Raw genomic sequence first — 20,560 nt, 5'->3', positions numbered from 1 at the left:
CATCTCAAGCTGCGAGAGCGGGGCGGCCTCGATCCTGTCGGGGTCGAGGCCGGTGACAAGCAGGGCGTCAGGAGCAGGCATCACATGGGCTGGCAACCGCGCCCGAAGCACGGTCTGGCGCTCGGGCCGAAGATCGCCGTCGGTCGTCACAAAGGCCGCCTGAAGCGGCACATTCCAGGCGGGTGCGAGCCCCGAGGTCTCGAGGTCGTAGAAGAGGAAGCTCATGGCGGCGCCCGTCAATGCCGGCTCGTCGAGCCGGGCTCGATCGCGACCTTGGTCAGGTTGATGCCAAGCGTGCGGGCATCGGCATGCATCGCCGCCTCGACCATCACCGCTGTATGCGAGCGCTCCATCTCGTCATCCTGGAAGATCATCGCCTCATAGACGGTGATTTTGCGCTCTAGGTGCTCGTCACGCTGCGCCGGCGCTTCCGCCAGCATGAACGCGAAGATCCGCGCCTGCGCCCTGGCGCCCTCGGCCAGCTGACGTCCGTTCAGTCCGCCGAACTCGGAATGAATCCGGTCGCCATCCTGCTCCAGTAGCATCGCATGCGCGCTCGAAAGCTGCCACAGCAGGAAATGCCGTTCGGCATGATCGCCCAGCTGCGCATAGGTGCGCGCATATCGCGATAGATCCTCGGCCCCCGGCAGCGCCTCGTTGCCGCCCGCTAAAGCCTTCCCATTCTTCGTCGTCATTCCACTCGTCCGGTCCAGTCCGTGACCCGGAAACGGCGCGTCGGCTCAGGTTCCCGGGGGTTCCCTGGATTGGGTTCCGGTGCTCGTGTCTCTTGCTATCTGTCCTCTAGTGGTGCCGGCGGCCAATGCGAAAGGTTGGCCCAAAGCTGCCATCTGGAGCGTCCGTTTTCCGGCGGTCCAGCTGGCGTGGCGATCGATCGGACCGAGCATGGCCCTAGGACGAGCTGCCGAGGGTCTCATCCTAGCCTCAGGAGACAAGCCTGAGGCGGTCTAGGGCCGCTTGATGAACCTGAGGGTCCGCCGCGTGAAGTCGCTCAACTCTGCATCATTGATGAGTTCGGTCGCGTAAGCACGGTTCGAGTCATGGTGATAGCGATTGGCGTAGTCCAGTAGCGCGCGAAGCTCCCGGACGCCGGCGGCGTCCATAATTGGGTTGCCGGCAGCGGCCTCCCGCATGCACTGGCCGTGAAACTGACCGAGCATACGTCCGGGCGGAAAGTCAGCCGGATAGGCGACGCGGCAGAAGCTCTCCATCATGGGCCGCAAGCTCTCGGCCACCTGCCGTTCGACCGCTGGATCGCCATTGTCGAGATAGGCGAGCGCCCGGGCATGACGGCGATCATGTTCCGTCACCATCGCAGCGGTCACATCCCAGGCGGCAAGAGTGGAGCCCTGACCCGAGCGGCGTACTTCGACGGCCGTCTTCTGGATCTGCTGACATCTATCCCACAGGCCGAGGAGAAATGGCTTCGAATGCGACAGCACGATCATGCTCGCGACGTCCTGAGCGAGCCGATCCATTTCCTGCAGTGTATGGAGCGTGCGATGTTCATCCAGACTCGTCATTGGGTCGTCGATGACCACGATCCGACTGGCTCGCTGCGGATCGTCCTGTAGGCTCGCGAAAAAGAAGGCGAGCGCGAGCGTGCTGCGGTCACCGGCACTCAGCGTGTTGCGGAAGCTCGCTCCGCCAGCAGCGGCGGCCAATGGTACCGGATGGCCATCGATCAGGAGTGTGTAGTTGGCTGATGAACCTGCGCGGTTGTTGACCGCATCGATCGGCCCTACCCGGAAACTCGCGTTGAATCGCTGCAGGAAGCTATTGATGGCGATGCCATAGGCCGGAAATGCTGCTTGACGATGTTGGTCAAGCGCCTGCCGGGCGGCATTGCGACGTCGCTCGGTGGCTGCCTTTGCCGTTCTTTCGGCCGTGTATGCCTCGCACAACGGTGCTAGTGCCGGGTCGATGCGCGCTTCGACGGCCTTCAGATTCTCTAGATCTGATGCAAGCGCCGCGAGATTGGCGTCGCGCGCCTGTTCCTTGACCAATTCCAGCTGCGGATTAACGGCGAGAAACTGCGCCGAGGTTTCGTCGATCTGCGTGCATAGCACGTGATATTCGTGGATCGCCGTCTCCACGTCTGGCGGCAGCACGATGCTATCTAGCGGGTTGCTCGCTTTGCGCTCGAGCAAGCCGTCGACCAGTTCACGCGCGGTTTTCCAAGCCCGCGCGATCATCGCCGTGTCTATGACCAACGCCGGCACTTCGGCGAACGGGTCCCAGAAGGCCTGGAGTTCGACAGCCTCGCGGATATTGCGTTCAAATGAGGCCGGGACATCACCGGCTTGCGCACTTTGGAAAGCGTCGCCCATGGAGACGATCTCCTCGCGCAGGGCATTGTAGGCCTTGCTAAAGTAGCCGCGATAATGCGCGAGCAGCGGCGAGCCACTCAGGTCCTGGGCACAGAACGGGCAGTCGTGACTGTGATGATCCGCAAGGCGATCGGCATAACGAAGACCCTGATCCACCCAGCCCTCGCCGCCTCGACCAAGACGCTCGATATGTGTCTGAACGCGTTGCAGCGCGTTTGCATCGAGCTCCGCCAGTCCCTTTCCCAGCAGCTGCCGCAAAGGCTCGATTTCAATGCGGGGGAGGCTCAGCGGCTGAAACACACCTCTGCGCGTCACGCGGCCTGCGTCCTGACCCGCGGCTAATCGCTTCTCAGCCTCGTCAATCAGTTTCGGCAGATTTTCGATCGGGACTAACGCCACGAATTGATCGACCGTCAGCCGCCCCCGCCGATCGGCCGGTATGGCCTGCTCCCGCTCACGCAGATCGCGGTTATGACGCTCCACCCTATCGACTTCATCCTGAAAGCTACGTGCCAGCGCGATCCCTTGGGCGCCGACGATCAGCTCGTGCAGGTTTTGCCGATGCGTTGCCCCAACCTCGATACCAGAGCACACATTCGCCGCGACGAAGGCATCATCGAAGACCACGAGTTCGGGGACGGTCCGACTCCACGCCCCGTTCTGGAAAACGGCAGGCGGTGCGACGCCGACATCGATGACGATGTGGGGAATTCGGGCGGCGCCCAGTCTGGTGCGCTCGGTGACCAGGTCGGAGGCGCCGGTGGCGAGGGAGCGCATGATCGCCGCGAGCGTGGATTTTCCCCGCGCATTTTCGGCATAGAGCACTGTCAGCCTTGTAAAGCCCAGCTGCGCGCCCTCACTGACATTTTCGAAACGCCCTATATTGCGCAGCAGATTGATCGACTGAACCATCAGCGCCCCCCCGAGGCATCTTAGGTTGCCCTTTTGGAAAGTCATGCTGCAGCTGCGTTCGTCGGGACGCTGTCCACTCCAGTGCCGCGAAGGCCTGCGGCCTTTTGGATTTGGGCCTGGCACGATTGGCTAATCAAATTGGCAGGGGACTGTCGCAATTCGCGTGATGACGAGCCATCGCACACCAACTGGTTGTGGACACGTTCGGCTAAACCCTTGTGTACCATAGCGTCGATAGGGAAGCCTTAGCCTCCGATAGATCGAGGCTCACATGGCAGCACCATTCGAGACGCGCACGCCGACTATCGAAGGCAATCCGCAGGTTCGGTCACCTCAGCAAGAGGCCTATGCGCACATCGCCGAGTTTGCCGTTGGCGACGATCGGGAGGCTGGCATCGTCCTACCCGTCGGCTGCGGCAAGTCCGGGACGATCGCCCTGGCGCCCTTTGCGTTCCAATCCCGCCGCACCTTGGTCGTGGCACCCAACCTTCATATCGCGCAACAGCTTCACGACACCTTCGACCCTGCCCATGCAGGGATGTTCTACAGGGCGCGGGCCGTCCTGACTGGCCCGCCCTGGCCGGAGCTCGCCGAGATAAGGGGCACATCGGTAAACCGGTCAGATCTGGAGGCCGCCGACGTTGTTGTGACCAACATCCAGCAGCTTCAGGGCACAGAAAATCGCTGGCTGGCCTCGCTGCCCAGCGACTTCTTCGACCTCATCCTGTTCGACGAAGGCCACCACAACGTCGCGCAGTCCTGGGAAGCCTTGAAGGCCGCTTTCCCAAACGCGCGCGTGCTGAACTTCAGCGCCACGCCGATGCGGGCGGACGGGCAGATCATGGCAGGGAGGATCATCTATTCCTACCCGGTAGCCCGAGCCATTCGGGAAGGCTTCGTGAAACGGCTTAAGGCGGTCGTGCTGAACCCCCGCACCCTTCGCTATGTGCGGCGAGAGGATGGACAGGAGGTCGAGGTAGATTTGGACGAAGTTCGGCGCCTGGGCGAGGAAGACGCCGATTTCCGACGCAGCATCGTAACCTCGGAAGAAACGCTGGCTACCATCGCCGATGCGTCCATCCGCGAGCTTGAAAGATTGCGGCGCGAGGCGAACGACGATGGCCTCAAGATCATCGCCTCCGCTCTAAACTTCGAACACTGCCACCAGATCGTAGCCGCCTATCGCGCTCGGAACCGGAAAGCGGATTTCGTCCATTCCCGCGAGGAAGGCGTCGCGAACGCAAAGGTCCTGCGCAAGCTCTCGAACGACGACCTCGACGTCATCGTCCAAGTCCGTAAGCTAGGCGAGGGCTTCGATCACCCGAAGCTGGCCGTCGCCGCTGTCTTCAGCCTCTTTGGCAATCTCTCCCCCTTCGTTCAGTTCGTCGGCCGGATCATGAGGGTCGTGCGGCAGAACGCTCCGAACGATCCCATCAACCGAGGGGTAGTGGTGTTCCACGCTGGCGCCAACTGCGCCCAGCGTTGGGCGGACTTCCAGAGCTACACTGACGCCGACAAGCAGTTCTTCGATGAATTGCTCCCCATGGAGGGGCTGGACTTCTCCAGCCGCGGCGAGATCGAGGTCCAGCCTGGCTTCCGGGATGCGGGCGAGGATCTGGAGGTAAGGTCTCAGTCCGAGGTCCACGTTCAGGAGATCCCGCTGATCGAGGAGGACGAGGAAGCGCTCGCCTTGATCAGACAGCTTCGCGACCGGGGATATGACTCTGAAGCCGTTGCGGGCGCCATGCGCCGGCTGGAACCGGTGCACGTGAGCCGCGTCCGTCAGAGGCAGGCCTCGCGAAGCGCTCTCGAATCGCGCGTCCAGATGGAGGTGGGCCGCATCTTCGCCGACCGCGGCATCAAACATCAAGGCCGTGACCTCGATCGCCGGCGGCTCGGTCGGCCGAACTTCGTCATCATGAAATCTGCGATCGACCGGCAGATCCAAGCTCTGTTGGGGGTCGGCTCCGGAGAGCGTAGCGAGCTATCGCAGCAGCAGCTCGACGATATCGAAGGGCAATTCAGCGACATCGTGTCCCGCGCCATCGCGGAGGTGTTCGATGCCTAGGATACGATCGCTCGTCACAACCATCCAGATCGACGTGGTTCAGCGCGCCCACAACTGCCAGGGCAATTCAGCCCATCGGCTTTCGAAGGGAGATCGCCGCATGGCGGTGCGCAAGCAGCGCGGCTGGGACAACTATTGCCTAGACTGCGGCAGGCGCATCCTCGAACGGGACGCGTCCAAGATCGCATCTTATCTCCAGTTCATCGCCGATGGCGGCACCGTCGAGGCCGACCTTGCCGGTGACGAACTGGCATGATCGGCTCTTTGGTCCACAGCCTCCTCGAACTCGGCCATGCTACGTCGCAGAACCTCGAATTCGCGCATCGGGAAGACGTCCACGTCAGCTATGGCGAGGAAACGATCACCGAGACGAATCTGCTGGAACTCCGGCGGAGACATCCGGACCGAGTCCAGCTTCGGACATTTGGAAAGAAGCATGAAGCGCTGAATGGCGCAGACTGGGAATGGCATATCCTTGGTCGGAGACGCCGGTTCTCAATGCGAGTGCAAGCAAAGCGCCTCCAAAGGGACGGTGTCCTAAAAATCCCCCATCGTGTCCAATCGTCCGGCCGCCAGCAGATCGACCTTCTGATCGCCGACGCCCATCTGCGCGGACTGAGGCCAGTCTATTGTCTCTATGCCCCGGCGAGCCGACAAACTCGGTGGAAAGCGCCCAGTCCGTGGTCTGGCTTTGAACGGTTCGAGCACGGGTGCCTTCTGGCCAGCGCTCATTCAGTCCTGGCGAAGAGTCCGACCGGATTGGAAGATGTTGAGGACCACTGCGTCCCATGGCACTTTCTCGCCGAGCGCCAGTCGTTCTATCAAAGGCGCTTTCAGGATACGGTGTTTACCGATCAAACTGGTTCGAACCTTAGCTTTCTCGCCACGGAACTGGCCGCTCCTCAGCACATTGGCGCGTCCGAATTTATCGACGGCAGCGACGAGTTTCCGACACTCGCCGAGCTCAACGAGGGCAAAACTGTAGCGAGTGGAGAAGGTATCTCTGATGAAATCATGCCCGCCGAAATGTTACCCGCTCACTACCTCGAACGCGGCATTGTGGGCGTGCTCACTATAGACACCCGCGACTGGCTGCCGATTGAACGGCAAGCCGAAAGGCGTTCCGAATGAGTGTCGGTAGCGGATAGTGGAATTCTATGGGGCAATTAACTCCGCCGCGTTGCCTTAGGGTTACCCGTCCATATGCCTGCTGCAAGATCGTCCTGCCGCGCCTCCGCTACGGGCCGTAAGCGATCTTCAGCCAACCTTGCCTTGCAATGTCCGCTTCCGGGCGAGCGCCGAACGGCGGCAAATGGCGCGAGCCGGATTCAGTCGACCTTTCCTGCCCAATTTACGGCCGTGCTAACGGGCCGGTCACACAGAGCGCTTCTGGAACGACGCTTGCGGCGGTGGCGGTCCGCCTCCTACTATGCAGTTGGGGAACCAGAGCTAGAAATCAGCCTTACCGAGGAAACGGCATGTCGGATGCCTTGCGCATCGCGCATGGAGCCTTTGGACGGGTGGCGCTGCTGGACATGGACCGGAGCCTGGTCCGGCACGCGCATCCGCATTGCCACGTGCTGCTCAAGGTCGATGGCGACGACACGCAGTTCCTGGTCGGCGACCATGTCGCGCCCCTGACAGATGACCTCGCCGTGCTGGTCAACGCCTGGGAGAGCCACGCCTATATCCACGACCCGCGGCGAAAGAACGCGCTAATTCTGGCGCTCTATATCGAACCCGACTGGCTGCGCAGCTTCAGGCCAAACTGGGCCGCTAGCGGCGCTCCGGGCTTCTTCGAACACTCGGCCGGCCAGGTCACCGCCCATATCCGCCAGACCGCGCTCGATCTCGCAGCCGAGATGGTTCACGAGCCTGGCGCTTCGCGCCGGCAGGAGGCCCTGCTGTCGGAACTGATGATCGCGGTGATCGAGCGCTTCACGCCCTGGCGCACGATCGGTGCTTCGCTGCGCGAGATCGCGCGTGCCAATGCGGTCGACTGGCGTGTCGGCAAGGCGATTTCGCTGATGCGCGCCGATCTCGCGGCGCCGCTGAACGTCGACAGGCTGGCGAAGGAGGCGGGTCTGTCGCGGGCGCACTTCTTCCGGGTCTTCGAGAGTTCGACCGGGGTGACGCCGCATGTCTTCCTGAACGTCGTCAAGGTCGAGATGGCGGTCGGCGCGATCGTCGAGGGCGACGAGACCTTCTCGGCGATATCCGACCGGCTCGGCTTCAGCGTACCCGCCCACTTCACCCGCTTCTTCCGCGATCATTGCAGCGTCGCGCCCAGCGCCTTCCGGCAGGTGGCCCGGCTGGGCCGGTAGACCGCGCCTGCCGACGCGTCTTTTCGAGACTTTTCGGTAAGTCGCGAGACCCTGCGGGATCGCGTGCCGCGTGCCGATCGCCGAGCCTTCCTCCCAGACGCCCCTCGAGAGCGCGTCATCGGGAGCGAGCGTCGGTGCGGCCAGAGACCATGTCATGGACGGGACAATCGGTAGAGCGCGTCGAGGACGCGGCCCTGCTGACCGGCCGCGGCCGTTTCATCGACGATCTCGGCGTCAGGCCCGGCACGCTTCATGCCGCCATCCTGCGTTCGCCCCATGCCCATGCCGATATCCTTGCCATCGACACAGCGGCGGCAGCCGCAATGCCGGGCGTCGCCGCGATCGTCACAGGCCGTGACCTCGCCAGGCTGACGACGCCGATGGTCGCCGGGCTGAAGGTCGCGGTCGAGAACTGGGCGATGGCCGTCGAGCGCGTACGCTATGTCGGCGAGCCCGTCGCGATCGTCGTCGCGCGAGATCGCTATCTCGCCGAAGACGCGCTGGACCTCATCGACGTCGAATACGCAGCCCGCGCCTGCGTCGTCGATCCGCTGGCGAGCCTTGCAGCCAACGCGCCCATGCTCCACGACAAGGCCGGTGCCAATCTCGTCAGCGACCGCCGCTTTCGCTATGGCGAGCCCGAGGCCGCTTTCGCGGACGCGGCGCATGTCATCAGCGCCTCCATCGCCTATCCGCGCAACACCGGCTCGCCGATGGAGACCTTCGGCGTCGTCGCCGATTTCGATCCCCATGAGGATGCCTACGAGATCCTCGCCAATTTCCAGGGGCCGTTCAGCATCCACGCGGTGATGGCGCGCTGCCTGAAGGTGCCCGGCAACCGGCTGCGCCTGCGGATGCCGCCGGATTCGGGCGGCAGCTTCGGCGTCAAGCAGGGCGTCGCGCCCTATGCCGTGCTGATTGGCGTCGCCGCGAGAATGGCCGGTGCGCCGGTCAAATGGATCGAGGATCGGCTCGAGCATTTGAGCGCCGCTGTGGCCGCGACCAACCGCGTCACCACGCTGAAGGCCGCCGTCACGAGGGAGGGGCGCATCACCGCGCTCGACTGGGACCAGGTCGAGGATTGCGGCGCCTACCCGCGCGCGCCCGAGCCCGCCACGCTCTACCGCATGCACGGCAACATGACCGGTGCCTACAACATTCGAAACCTCGCGATCCGCAACCGCGTCGTCCTGACCAACAAGGCCCCCACCGGCCTGGTGCGCGGCTTCGGCGGACCGCAGGTCTATTATGCGCTGGAGCGGCTGATGCAGCGCATCGCCGTGGAGCTCGGGCTTGATCCGCTGGCCGTGATCCGCACCAACCTCATTCGAAGCGGGGCGTTTCCCTACCGCACCGCATCCGGCGCGCTCTACGATTCCGGCGACTATCTGAGGGCCGTCGACCTCGCCGCGGCCGAGGGCAGGCTCGCCGCGCTGGAAAGGCGCCGCGACGAAGCCCGCGCTGCCGGCAGGCGCTACGGCATCGGCTTTGCGGCCGCCGTCGAGCCCAGCGTCTCCAACATGGGCTACATCACCACCGTGCTGACCGCGGCGGAGCGCCGCAAGGCCGGCCCCAAGAACGGCGCGCAGGCGACGGCGACCGTGTCGCTCGACCCTGTCGGCTCGGTCAGCGTGCATGTCGCGTCCGTGCCGCAGGGACAGGGCCATCGCACGGTGCTGGCGCAGGTCGTCGCCGATGTCTTCGGCCTGCCGCGCGAGGCCATCAGCGTGGTCGCCGATCTCGACACCGGCAAGGACGCCTGGTCGATCGCGTCGGGCAATTATTCGAGCCGCTTCGCCGCTGCGGTCGCCGGCACGGCGCATCTGGCGGCAACCCGCCTGCGCGACAAGCTGGCTGCGATCGCAGCCAGCCAGCTCGATGTCGCGCCCCAACAGATCGGCTTTGCGGGCGGTGCCGTGTTCGCCAGGGGCGATGCAGCCAGGACATTGCCCTTCGCCCGGGTCGCCGCGCTGTCGCACTGGTCGCCCGCCCTGCTTCCCGCCGGCATCGACCAGGCGATCCGCGAGACCGCGTTCTGGACGCCGCCCGAGCTGTCGGCGCCGACGGAGGATGACGCGGTCAACTCCTCGCTCTGCCACGGCTTCATCTTCGACATGGCCGGCGTCGAGGTCGATGTCGACACCGGCAAAGTCCGCATCGACCGCTACGTCACCATGCATGATTGCGGCCGCGTCCTGCATCCCGGCATGGTCGACGGGCAGATCAGGGGCGGCTTCGCACAGGCGCTCGGCGCGACCTTCTACGAGGAACTCGCCTATGCCGACGACGGCGCCTTCCTGACCGGGACCTTCGCCGACTATCTGCTGCCGACCGCGACCGAAACGCCAGATATCGAGATCCTGCACATCGAGACGCCGTCGCCCTTCACGCCGCTAGGCGCCAAGGGCGTCGGCGAAGGCAACTGCATGTCGACGCCCGTCTGCCTCGCCAATGCGGTCGCCGACGCACTCGGCGTCGCGGATTTGGACCTGCCGCTGACGCCGGCGCGCGTCGCCGCGCTCGTCGCTACTGCAGAGCCTGCACGGCCCAAAGGCCAGGACGGCCGGGCGGCGGCGCCGGGCACGGCCAGGCCGGGCGACCGCACGCTTCGCGGCGAAGGACAGGCCATGGTCGCGGCCACGCCGGAAGCGATCTGGGCGATGCTGCTCGACGCGGACCAGCTGGCGTCGATCATCCCCGGCTGCCACGGCGTCAAGAAACTCTCGGAGACGCATTTCAAGGCCGATGTGACGCTGGGTGTCGGCCCGGTGAAGGGCCGCTACAAGGCCGAGATCCGGCTGTCGGATCTCGATGCGCCCAAGGCCGCGACACTGACGGGCTATGTCTCCGGCGCGCTCGGTACCGGCGGTGGCTCCGGCCGCGTGACCCTGTCGTCCGGCGAGGGCGGGCTCACGATGATCTCCTATACCTACGAGGCGGCCGTCGGCGGCAAGGTCGCGGCCATCGGCGGTCGTCTGCTGGACGGCGCGGCCAAGGCGATCATCGGGCAGTTCTTCGCGGCGCTCGCGCGTAAGGCCACCCCCGCCAGCGCCAAGACCGGCTTCTTCGCCCGCCTGTTGCGGAGGCGCGCATGAAGCCCGCCGCCTTCGACTATATCCGGGCCGTCGATCTCTCCGAGGCGCTCGATGCGCTCGGGCAGCATGGATCGGACGCCCGCATCATCGCCGGCGGCCAGTCGCTGCTGCCGATGCTGAACATGCGGCTGGCGAAGCCTGCCGTCCTGATCGACGTGATGGGCATCCACGGTCTCGACGTGGTCCGGCGCGAGGGCGATGCGCTCGTCGTGCCCGCCGGCGTGCGGCAGGCCGCGCTGATGCGGCGGCCGAACCTCGCTGCCGAGCAGCCGCTGCTGGCGGTCGCGCTGCCCTGGCTCGGCCATTACCAGACGCGGGCGCGCGGCACCGTCTGCGGCTCCGCCGCCCATGCCGATCCGAGTGCCGAGATCCCGCTGTGCCTCGTGGCGCTCGACGGCGAGATCAGGCTGCGCTCGCGCAGGAAGAGCCGCAGCGTGAAGGCGAGCGAATTCTTCGCCGGCATGATGGTGACCGACAAGGGCGACGACGAGCTGATCGAGGCCGTCGCTTTCCCCGTCGCCAGGCGCGGCACCGGCCATGCCTTCCGTGAGGTCGCGCGCCGCCACGGCGATTTCGCCATCGTCGGCTGTGCCGCTATCGCGACGGCCGATGCGATCCATGTCGCCATCGCAGGCGTCGCCGACACGCCGCAGCGCCGAAGCTTCCCGCTGCTCGACGGGGCTGCCCTGTCGGACGCGCTCAACGCCTTCGCCTGGGATCTCGATGCCCGCGACGACGTCCACGCGACCGCGCGGCTGCGGCGCGACCTCGTGCGGTCGCTCGGCCGCGACACGATCGCGGAGGCCCTGTCATGTCGCGCCTGAACGCCAGCGCGCGCCACCGCGTCGCCTTCACGCTGAACGGCAGGCCGGTTTCGCTGGAGGCCGAGCCGCGCCTGCTCGCGACCGATGCGCTGCGGCACGGTCTCGGCGCGACCGGCACCCATGTCGGCTGCGAGCACGGCGTCTGCGGTGCCTGCACCATCCAGATCGACGGAGAGCCGGCGCGTGCCTGCCTGACGTTCGCGGTCCAGCTCGAAGGCCGCGATGTCACGACGGTGGAAGGCCTGAGCCCCGCCGCCGACAGGCTGTCGGTGATGCAGGCCGCCTTCCGCCGTCACCACGCGCTGCAATGCGGCTTCTGCACCGCCGGCATCCTGATCTCGCTCGACGCATTCCTGCGCGAGCGGCCCGATCCGAGCGAGCAGGAGCTGCGCGAGGTCCTCGGCGGGCATCTCTGCCGCTGCACCGGCTACACGCCGATCGTCCGGGCGGCGCTCGACGCCGCCGCGCAGCTACGCGCCGCGTCTTGTCCGGAATCCGCCCATGTTTGACCTCGGCACCAGCTTCATGGCCAGCGTCGCGCGCGATCCAGGCGCGCTCGCCATCGTCGATGGCGATGTCCGGCTGAGCTATGGGCAATGGCTCGAGCGCATCTCGTCGCTCGTCGCGGCCTTCGACGGCATGGGGCTGAGGGCGGGCGATCACCTCGTCACCGTTCTGCAGAACCGCTGGGAGGCTGCGACCCTGCACTGGGCCTGCCAGTTCGCGGGCCTGACGATCGTGCCGATCAATTGGCGCGCCAAGGCCGAGGAGATCGATTTCGTCATCGAGAACTGCGGCGCGAGGGCGATCGCGTTCGAGGCGGTGGCAGAACAAGCGCTGACGGAAAGCCGGCTGGGCCGGTCTGTCCCGCGCATCGCCGTCGGTCCTGACGCGGGGACGGCTGAGGTGACCTTTGCCGAGATGGTGGCGCTGCCGGTTCCGTCCGCCATGCCGCGCGCCGCCGCCGATGCCTGGTCGCTGATGCTCTACACCTCGGGCACCACGGCCAGGCCCAAAGGCGTGCCGCGCCGGCACCGGGCCGAGCGCGTGGCGGGCCTCGCCCATGTCGCCCAAAACCTCTACGCGAACGGCGAGCGCACGCTCGGCGTCATGCCGCTCTATCACACCATGGGCGTGCGCTCCCTGATCGCCATGTCGCTGATCGGCGGCGTCTTCGTCTGCCTGCCGCGCTTCGATGTCGGCCACGCGCTGGCCCTGATCGAGGCGGAGGCGATTACCAATCTCTATCTCGTACCAACGCTCTATCACGACGTCGTCAACCACCTGCGCTTCGCGCAGACGGACGTCTCCAGCGTCCGCAAGCTCGGTTTCGCCGGCGCGCCGATGACCGACGGATTGCTGCGAAAGCTCACCGACGCCTTTTCGCCCGAGCTCTTCGTCAATCACTACGGCTCGTCCGAAATCTACACCTTCACGATCAACCAGAAGGCCGCAGACAAACCCGGCTCAGCCGGAAAGGCCGGGTTGAACCAGCTCATCCGCGTGGTGAAGCTTGGCGCCGCCTCGGCCCATGATCTCGCTCGTCCCGGCGAAGAGGGCGAGATCGTCGCCCTGGCTTCCAGCGACGAGGCTTTCGAGGGCTACTGGAAGCGCCCGGAAGCCGACGCGAAGTCCCTGCGCGACGGCTGGTACTTCACCGGCGACACCGGCTATTTCGACGTCGAGGGCGACCTCTACGTCTCCGGCCGCGTCGACGACATGATCATCACCGGTGGCGAGAACGTCTCGCCGGTCGAGATCGAAAGCTGCCTCTCGCTGCACCCCGGCGTCTCCGAGGTCGCCGTCGTCGGCCTGCCCGACGAGCGCTGGGGCAAGATCGTCGTCGCCTTCGTCCAGCGCGCCGGCCCGGTCACCGCCGACGAACTCGACCAGCATTGCAAGTCGGCGGGACTGGCCAACTTCAAGCGGCCGCGGCGCTTCGAATTCGTCGCGGCGATCCCGAAATCGCCGGTCGGCAAGCTGCTGCGCCGCCAGCTCGTGGCCGGCGAATACGAGCCCGAGCAACCCGGCCTCGCCGCCGAATGAACCCCCTCACACCCGCTCCGCCCGAAAGGCCCGCCCGATGAACGCCAGCGCTTCGATCCATCCCGCATTGACCGATCTCGACGGCTTCACCGTCGAGATCGACCCGGCCCGCGAGCGTGCCGACATCGTCCTCAACCGGCCGCCGATGAACGTGATCTCGATGCCGCAGCGCGACCAGCTGCGGAAGGTGTTCGAGACGCTGGACGAGGACGACCGCGTCCGCGTCATCGTGCTGCGCGCCATCGGCGAGAACTTCTCCTCGGGCGGCTACATCAAGGGCTTCCTCGAGGCCTCGCCCGAGCATGTCTCCAAGCTCGCCTGGAACATCGCCGCACCCGCGCGCTGCACCAAGCCGGTGATCGTCGCCAATCGCGGCTACGCCTTCGGGGTCGGCTTCGAGATCTCGCTCGCCTGCGATTTCCGCATCGTCTCGGAGACCTGCCGATACGCGCTGCCCGAGCAGAAGCTCGGCCAGATTCCCGGCTCCGGCGGCTCGGCCCGTCTGCAGAAGATGGTCGGCATCACCCGCACCAAGGACATCGTGATGCGGTCCAAGCGCATCTCCGGGAAGCAGGCGCTGGACTGGGGCGTCGCCACCGAATGCGTGCCCGATGCCGAGCTCGAAGCAGCGACCGACCGGCTCGTCGACGAACTGCGCGGCTTCTCGCCGATCGCCCAGCGCACCGCCAAAAAACTCCTCAACGACACCGAGGACTCGACGCTCGCCATCGCGATCGAGCTGGAGGGTCACTGCTACAGCCGCCTGCGCCAGTCCGACGATTTTCGCGAGGGCGTCGAGGCCTTCCACGCCAAGCGGGCCCCGAAATTCCTGGGGAGCTGAGACACGCCCGCGGCGAAGGACACGCCGCGGGATCGCCGACGCCGTCCGACAACAAGAAGCCAGAAGGGAAACGACCATGAAGACCGCGACCATCATGACATTCACAGCCGGCCTGCTCGCCGCCACTACCCTCGCCAGCGGCGCATTCGCCCAGTCGGGACCGATCAAGGTCGGCGTCGTCACCCCGCTCTCGGGCACCTATACGCCGATCGGCCAGCAGGTCCGCTGGGGACTCGAACTCGCGGCTAAGGAAATCAACGCGGCCGGCGGCATCGCCGGGCGGCCGGTCAATCTGCTGTTCGAGGACGAGGAGGCCAACCCCTCCGTCGCCGTTCAGAAGGCCGAGAAGCTGTTCCAGGTCGAGAAGGTCGATTTCCTGACCGGCACGGTGAATTCCGGCTCGACGCTGGCCGTCGCCCAGCTCGCCGAGCGCAACGCCAAGCTGGCGGCGACGACGGTGTCCTTCGCCGACTCGATCACCACCGACAAATGCTCGCCCAACATGTTCCGGGTGAACGCGCGCGCCGAGCAGCAGTCGGTGGCGCTCGCCGCCTGGCTCGCCAAGGAGAAGCCCAAGGCCAAGGTCTATTATCTCGGTCCCGACTACGAGATGGGCCGCTCGACCGTCGCCGCCTTCAAGAGCAGCGCCGAAAAGACCGGCTCGGCGACCGGCGGCGAGGTGTTCGCACCGCTCGATTCCAAGGACTATACCCAATATTTCGGCCAGATCCGCGCAACCCGGCCACAGGTGCTCTACACCTCCGTCGCCGGCAACGACACGGTGCGCCTGCTGACGCAGCTCCAGGATTTCGGCCTGCTGACGGGGCTGACCGTCGTCGGCGCGTCGGGCACCGTGACCTCGCAGAACATCACGGCGATCGGCGCGGCCGCGGAAGGCTTCGCCACCGGCGTCGGTTACTCGCCGCAGATAGATTCACCCGAGAACAAGACGTTCGTGGCGGCGTTCCGCGCGGCCAACAAGACCGATCCCGACCTCTACGGCGCCGACAGCTACGGCCTGCTCTTCGCCTACAAGGCCGCCGTCGAGAAGGCGGGCTCGACCGAGACCGGCAAGGTCCGCGAGGCCTTGCGCGGCCTGACCTGGCAGACGCCGCAAGGCGCCAAGACCATCCGCGCCGGCGACCATCAGGCCATGCAGCCGATGTATGTGGTGCGCGTCACCAAGGGCAAGTTCGACATTGTCGACAAGGTCTCCGCCGAGAACGCGATCGGACCCGACGCCTGCACGCGCTTCTGAGCGCCGCCAACAGGCCTCCTCCCCACCGGGAGGAGGCTTCGTGTCGCGTCCCGCAGAGAGGCTCCGCCATGTCCCCGATCGACTACCTCCAATTCGTCCTCGCCCCGCAGGTCGTGAACGGGCTCGCGCTCGGGGTCGCGGTCGTGCTGGTGGCGCTGGGGCTGACCATCATCTTCGGCATGCTCGACGTCATCAACATGAGCCATGGCGAGTTCTACGCAATCGGCGCCTATGCGGCGCTGGCGCTCGGTGCGGCCGGCATCGGCTTCTGGTTCCTGCTCGTCCTGGTGCCGGTGCTGATGGTGCCGCTGGGCATGGCGGCCGAGCGGCTGCTGATTCGGCCGGTCTTCGACACGAAGGACAGGCACGTCACCACGCTGCTCGTGACCTTCGGGCTGGGCCTCATCGTCGAGGACGTGCTGAAGATCGTCTTCGGCGCCAACACCCAGCGCCCGCCGACCCCGATCCCCGGCGCGACCGAGATCTTCGGCATCATCCTGCCGAACTACCGGATCTTCCTCATCCTGGTCGGCGCGGCGATCGTGCTCGGCGTGGCCTATGTGGTCTACCGGACGCGGCTTGGCGCGATGGTCCGCGCGGCGGCCTTCGACCGCAACATGGCCGCCTCGCTCGGCGTGCCGGTGTCGCTGGTCTATGCCGGCACCTTCGCCTTCGGCGTCAGCCTCGCGGGGCTCGCCGGCGTGCTGCTGGCGCCGATCTATTCGGTGTTTCCGACCATGGGGCGCGACTTCATCCTGCTCGCCTTCACGGTCGTGATCGTCGGAGGGATGGGCTCGATCTGGGGCGCGGTCGTCGCCGGCCTCCTGCTGACGCAGGTGCAGGCGCTGGCGAGCCTCGTGATCTCGCCGGTCTGGACCGACCCGATCGTCTTCGGAACCATGGTCGCCTTTCTCGTTTTCCGCCCGCAGGGCCTGTTCGGGAGGCTCGGCCATGCATGACCGGCTGACGCAATCCATGCGCGCGAGCCATTGGCTCGCGGTGCTCCTCGTCCTCGCCGCGCTGGGGCTTGCAGCCATCGGCGCCACGACCGGCGACACCTTCTATCTGCGGCTCGGCACGGAGGCGCTGATCTTCGCCGGCCTCGCCCTCTCGGTCGATCTGCTGCTGGGATATTCCGGCGCGCTTTCGCTGGGCCAGGCGCTTTATTTCGGCATCGGCGCCTATGTCTCGGCGCTGACCTTGATGAAAGTACCGTCCTTCTGGCTCGCCATGGGCGCGGCCCTTGTGGCGTCGCTGATGGCCGCCGTCATCGGCGGGCTGATCGCCAACCGGGTGCGCGGCGTCTATTTCGCGCTCATCACCTTCGGCTTGGCGCAGGTCATGGCCAAGGTCGTCTACAACACGCGCGAACTGGGCGCCTCCGACGGCATGATCGGCATCCCCGTGATCGAGGTCGGACTGGGACCGATCTCGGTCTCGGCAGGCAGTCCCGTCGGCTTCTTCCTGATCGTGCTCGCCATCATCATGAGCCTCTATGTGCTGACGGCCTACCTGCTCGACACCCCCTTCGGCCGCGTGCTGACCGCGCTGAAGGCGAACGAGCGGCGGGTGCCGTTCCTCGGCTATTCGGTCTGGCGCGCGCGCATGGCGGCCTATGTCCTGGCCGGCGCGATCGCGGGCCTGTCGGGCGCGCTCTATCCGATGCTTCGCGGTTTCGTCTCGCCGGAGCTGATGTTCTTCGCCACGTCGGGCAATGCGGTGATCTCGGTGGTGCTCGGCGGTGTCGGCACGCTGATCGGGGCGATCTACGGCTCGGTCCTGCTGATCATCCTGAAATCGATCATCGGCAGCTGGACCGAGCACCATCTCATCGTCATCGGCCTGCTCTTCATGCTGTGCGTGATGTTCCTGCCCAAGGGACTGGTCGGAGTCGTGCGTCCCCGCATCGAAGCCTCGCTCTCGCGCCGCCGCCTCGACCCCGATGACGCGGCAGGTCCCGCGGCGCTGCCTGCGATCGCCGCCGAAATCGAGAGGCCCGCCCGATGACGCCCGTCCTCGACATTCGCGACCTCGGCATCGCCTTCGGCGGCCTCAAGGCCGTCGACCAGGTTAGCTTCCAGGCGCAGCGCCACAAGATCACGACCGTGATCGGGCCCAATGGCGCCGGCAAATCGACGCTGTTCAACCTGATCAGCGGCGCGCTGAAGCCCCATCGCGGCCAGGTCGTGATCGACGGCGTCGACATGACCGGGGCTGCTCCCGAGCGCGCCAAGGCGGCGGGGCTTTCGCGCTCCTTTCAGATCACCAGCCTGTTTCCGGAGCTCACCGTCGCGGAGAACCTCAGGCTGGCGGCGCAGGTGCTCGAGCCGGCCGGGCGTGCCTTTCTTCCGGTCGGCCGCTCGACGCGGGCACTCGCCAAGACCGGCCAGATGCTGGAGCGCTTCCAGCTCGCCCGAAAGCGCGACGAACTCGCCGGCAATCTGTCCCATGGCGACCAGCGCCGGCTCGAGATCGCGGTCTGCCTCGCCTCGGAGCCCAAGATCCTGCTGCTCGACGAGCCGACGCAGGGGATGAGCCATGGCGACACGGCCGACACCGCAAAGCTCGTCCGCAGCCTGACCGAGGATGTGACGGTGCTGCTGATCGAGCACGATATCGGCCTCGTCATGAGCCTGTCGGACCATGTCGTCGTCATGCATCAGGGCCGCAAGCTCGCCGAGGGAGCGCCCGACGCGGTGCGCGCGAACCCGCCTGTCCAAGCCGCCTATTTCGGACATCACTGAAATGCTCCAGATCAGCGGACTTCACAGCCATTACGGCCTCAGCCACGTCATCCAGGGCATCGACATCGCTGCCGCGCCGGGAGAGGTGATCGGCATTTTCGGGCGCAATGGCGTCGGCAAGACGACTCTGCTCAAGACCATCGCAGGCTGGGTCCGGCCCAGCGAAGGCGCGATCACGCTCGATGGCCGGACGCTGACAGGCTTGACGCCCGACAGCATCTGCCATGCCGGCGTCGGCTTCGTGCCGGAGGATCGGCGCATCTTTCCGGGCCTGACCGTCGAGGAGAACCTGTCGCTGGGGCTGCTCCAGGTGAAGGGCCGATCCTCAAGGGACGAAAGGCGCGTGATCGAGGGAATCTACGACCGCTTCCACCGCCTCGGCGAGCGGCGCCACCAGCTCGGCACGACCCTGTCGGGCGGCGAGCAGCAGATGCTGGCGATGGCGCGCGTCATGGTCGGCCGGCCGCGCCTCGTCCTGATCGACGAGCCGAGCGAAGGACTGGCCCCGATGATCGTCGCCGAAATCTTCGCGATCGTCCGCGAATTGCGCGACCAGGGCGCTATCGTCCTGCTGGTCGAGCAGAACGTGCATGAGGCGCTGTCGGTCGCCGATCGTTTCCATGTCGTCGAACGCGGCCAGATCGTCTTCAGCGGCGACGCCGAGCATCAGCCGGATCGCAAGCGACTGCTGGAACTCATCGCGGTCTAAATCAAAGCGCCGCTATCGGTCGCCCAAAAAACTCTTGGCGCCTTATGCTTGAGCCTGTTGGCTTCGCGCTGCGCTGCAATGTCTGCTTAATGGCAGAGAAGCAATGGCAGGAAATGGCGCCGGGGAGACGCGAAGGCGTTGCCTGCCGCCCTTGGTCGAGCAAACCGAAAGTTACAGCCCGATCGGCCCATTGGAAAATATGCAGCGCGGACGGCGGATCGGGCGGTTGCACGGCAACTTTCGTGGCCTCGCGTCCATGAATCGATCTACAGCTGCCGACAAGACGGCCGAACGAGGCGTGCGTGCCGCATTCGAACAATGCTGTGGCGCGTCAGGCATGCTCGGCACTCGGTGGGATCGGTTCGGAGTGCATCGCAGCGACCCGTGCCTTCAAAGCGGCCAATTCATCTTCGACGCGGCGCAGTCTGGCCTCGTCGATTGCAACGCGGCCTTTATCCAGCGCGGCCAGCGCCTCGCCGTAGGCCCTTAGTTCCGCGGCTAAGCCCGACCAGATCGTGCTCGTCATCGGCTGCTTCCGGCGAATGGGCCTATCACGCCTCACAGCCCGCTCTGCTTGCGCAGGCTCTTGTCGAAAGCCTCCGCCGGAACGAACCGGCGCAGCATGGCGACGCGTCCCGCCAGGCGCCCCGCGGTGTAACGGCGGCGCGGCCGTTCCGCTCCGGCGGCCTCGACAATGCGATCGGCCACGATCGATACGTCGTCTCCCGCCTCGTTCGCCATTCGCATCGCGGCGACGACCCGGGCGCGCATGTCGTCATAGGCTGCGATCGTCCCGGACGCCGGCGCGGTGTTGGCCTCGAACGATGTGCGCGTATAGGCGGGCTCGAGGAGGACGACACGGATGCCGAGTGACCGCACCTCATGGTCGAGAGATTCCGAATAGCCTTCGACCGCATGTTTCGAAGCGGCGTAGAGCGCGGCAAAGGGCGCCGGGATCAGTCCGAGCAATGAGCTGACATTGACGATCCGGCCCGAGCGCTGCCGGCGCATCGCGGGCAGGACCGCGTTCGTGACGCGAAGCAGACCGAAGAAATTCGCCTCGAACAGCTGCTGCGCCTGCGCCATCGACGCCTCCTCCGCCGCGCCGAACAACCCGACGCCGGCATTGTTGACGAGGAGGTCGATCCTCCCGGCATCCTTCAGGACCTGAGCGACGCAAGCCTCGACGGACACCGGATCGGTCACGTCGCAGGTCAGCATCCTGAAGGCTCCAGTATCGGCAGGCGCGGCGCTGCGCGTTGTGCCGTAGACGCGATAGCCGGCACGGCACAGCGCCTCGGCCGCGGCGCGACCGATACCTGAGGATGCGCCGGTGACGAGGGCAACCTTCTGGGCGTTGTTCATGCGGGAATGACCTCCAAGGAGACAGA

The 20,560-nt window shown here is 65.9% G+C and carries 18 protein-coding genes; 14 read left to right on the top strand and 4 right to left on the bottom strand.

Annotated elements, in window-relative coordinates:
- Positions 1-236: 236 nt before the first annotated feature.
- Together AC1RRW_RS04465 and AC1RRW_RS04460 are read right to left on the bottom strand one after the other, a co-directional pair.
- Positions 237-695: a hypothetical protein gene (locus AC1RRW_RS04465; RefSeq protein WP_492899324.1), complete on the bottom strand. Its 459-nt coding sequence runs from the start codon at positions 693-695 to the stop codon at positions 237-239.
- Positions 696-965: 270 nt separating this feature from the next.
- The gene (locus AC1RRW_RS04460; RefSeq protein WP_492899323.1) at positions 966-3,305 is read right to left on the bottom strand and encodes an AAA family ATPase; all 2,340 of its coding nucleotides are present in this window, start codon (positions 3,303-3,305) and stop codon (positions 966-968) included.
- A 226-nt stretch (positions 3,306-3,531) separates the two neighbouring features.
- Here AC1RRW_RS04460 and AC1RRW_RS04455 point away from each other — a divergent pair, with 226 nt between their 5' ends.
- The 14 genes from AC1RRW_RS04455 (at position 3,532) to AC1RRW_RS04390 (ending at position 19,169) form a co-directional block, all read left to right on the top strand.
- Positions 3,532-5,328 carry a DEAD/DEAH box helicase gene (locus AC1RRW_RS04455; RefSeq protein ID WP_492899322.1) on the top strand — a complete coding sequence of 599 codons (1,797 nt, stop codon included), beginning with the start codon at positions 3,532-3,534 and terminating at the stop codon, positions 5,326-5,328.
- A 100-nt stretch (positions 5,329-5,428) separates the two neighbouring features.
- Complete coding sequence (locus tag AC1RRW_RS04450; RefSeq protein WP_492899321.1) at positions 5,429-5,584, top strand: hypothetical protein; 156 nt, start codon at positions 5,429-5,431, stop codon at positions 5,582-5,584.
- Entirely contained in the window at positions 5,581-6,459 is an 879-nt protein-coding gene (locus tag AC1RRW_RS04445) for a DUF6615 family protein (protein WP_492899320.1), read from the top strand. Before AC1RRW_RS04450 ends, AC1RRW_RS04445 begins: the two co-directional genes overlap by 4 nt.
- Before the next feature lie 347 nt (positions 6,460-6,806).
- A complete protein-coding gene (locus AC1RRW_RS04440) occupies positions 6,807-7,652 on the top strand; it encodes a helix-turn-helix domain-containing protein (RefSeq protein WP_492899319.1) in 846 nt (281 codons plus the stop codon).
- A 149-nt stretch (positions 7,653-7,801) separates the two neighbouring features.
- The gene (locus AC1RRW_RS04435; RefSeq protein ID WP_492899318.1) at positions 7,802-10,747 is read left to right on the top strand and encodes a xanthine dehydrogenase family protein molybdopterin-binding subunit; all 2,946 of its coding nucleotides are present in this window, start codon (positions 7,802-7,804) and stop codon (positions 10,745-10,747) included.
- The gene (locus AC1RRW_RS04430) at positions 10,744-11,571 is read left to right on the top strand and encodes an FAD binding domain-containing protein (RefSeq protein ID WP_492899317.1); all 828 of its coding nucleotides are present in this window, start codon (positions 10,744-10,746) and stop codon (positions 11,569-11,571) included. The genes AC1RRW_RS04435 and AC1RRW_RS04430 overlap by 4 nt, the downstream gene beginning before the upstream one ends.
- Positions 11,559-12,080, top strand: a complete 522-nt coding sequence (locus tag AC1RRW_RS04425; RefSeq protein ID WP_492899316.1) for a (2Fe-2S)-binding protein — start codon at positions 11,559-11,561, stop codon at positions 12,078-12,080. The genes AC1RRW_RS04430 and AC1RRW_RS04425 overlap by 13 nt, the downstream gene beginning before the upstream one ends.
- Positions 12,073-13,617 carry an AMP-binding protein gene (locus AC1RRW_RS04420; RefSeq protein WP_492899315.1) on the top strand — a complete coding sequence of 515 codons (1,545 nt, stop codon included), beginning with the start codon at positions 12,073-12,075 and terminating at the stop codon, positions 13,615-13,617. Before AC1RRW_RS04425 ends, AC1RRW_RS04420 begins: the two co-directional genes overlap by 8 nt.
- A gap of 37 nt (positions 13,618-13,654) precedes the next feature.
- Positions 13,655-14,458, top strand: coding sequence for an enoyl-CoA hydratase/isomerase family protein (locus tag AC1RRW_RS04415; protein ID WP_492899314.1), 804 nt, complete (start codon positions 13,655-13,657; stop codon positions 14,456-14,458).
- A gap of 76 nt (positions 14,459-14,534) precedes the next feature.
- On the top strand, positions 14,535-15,716 hold the full coding sequence (locus AC1RRW_RS04410) for an ABC transporter substrate-binding protein (RefSeq protein WP_492899313.1): 1,182 nt from the start codon (positions 14,535-14,537) through the stop codon (positions 15,714-15,716).
- A 68-nt stretch (positions 15,717-15,784) separates the two neighbouring features.
- Positions 15,785-16,675: a branched-chain amino acid ABC transporter permease gene (locus AC1RRW_RS04405; RefSeq protein WP_492899312.1), complete on the top strand. Its 891-nt coding sequence runs from the start codon at positions 15,785-15,787 to the stop codon at positions 16,673-16,675.
- Complete coding sequence (locus AC1RRW_RS04400) at positions 16,668-17,723, top strand: branched-chain amino acid ABC transporter permease (protein ID WP_492899311.1); 1,056 nt, start codon at positions 16,668-16,670, stop codon at positions 17,721-17,723. The genes AC1RRW_RS04405 and AC1RRW_RS04400 overlap by 8 nt, the downstream gene beginning before the upstream one ends.
- Positions 17,720-18,460: an ABC transporter ATP-binding protein gene (locus AC1RRW_RS04395; protein WP_492899310.1), complete on the top strand. Its 741-nt coding sequence runs from the start codon at positions 17,720-17,722 to the stop codon at positions 18,458-18,460. The genes AC1RRW_RS04400 and AC1RRW_RS04395 overlap by 4 nt, the downstream gene beginning before the upstream one ends.
- Before the next feature lies 1 nt (position 18,461).
- On the top strand, positions 18,462-19,169 hold the full coding sequence (locus AC1RRW_RS04390; RefSeq protein WP_492899309.1) for an ABC transporter ATP-binding protein: 708 nt from the start codon (positions 18,462-18,464) through the stop codon (positions 19,167-19,169).
- A 331-nt stretch (positions 19,170-19,500) separates the two neighbouring features.
- Here AC1RRW_RS04390 and AC1RRW_RS04385 read toward each other — a convergent pair whose 3' ends face one another.
- Complete coding sequence (locus AC1RRW_RS04385; RefSeq protein ID WP_492899308.1) at positions 19,501-19,695, bottom strand: hypothetical protein; 195 nt, start codon at positions 19,693-19,695, stop codon at positions 19,501-19,503.
- A 32-nt stretch (positions 19,696-19,727) separates the two neighbouring features.
- A complete protein-coding gene (locus tag AC1RRW_RS04380; RefSeq protein ID WP_492899307.1) occupies positions 19,728-20,534 on the bottom strand; it encodes an oxidoreductase in 807 nt (268 codons plus the stop codon).
- Between the last annotated feature and the right edge of the window lie 26 nt (positions 20,535-20,560).

The organism is Allobosea sp. GW821-FHT12C12, from assembly GCF_058807355.1.
Note: the sequence above shows the minus strand (reverse complement) of the source record. Positions and strands in the feature narration are given on the sequence as shown.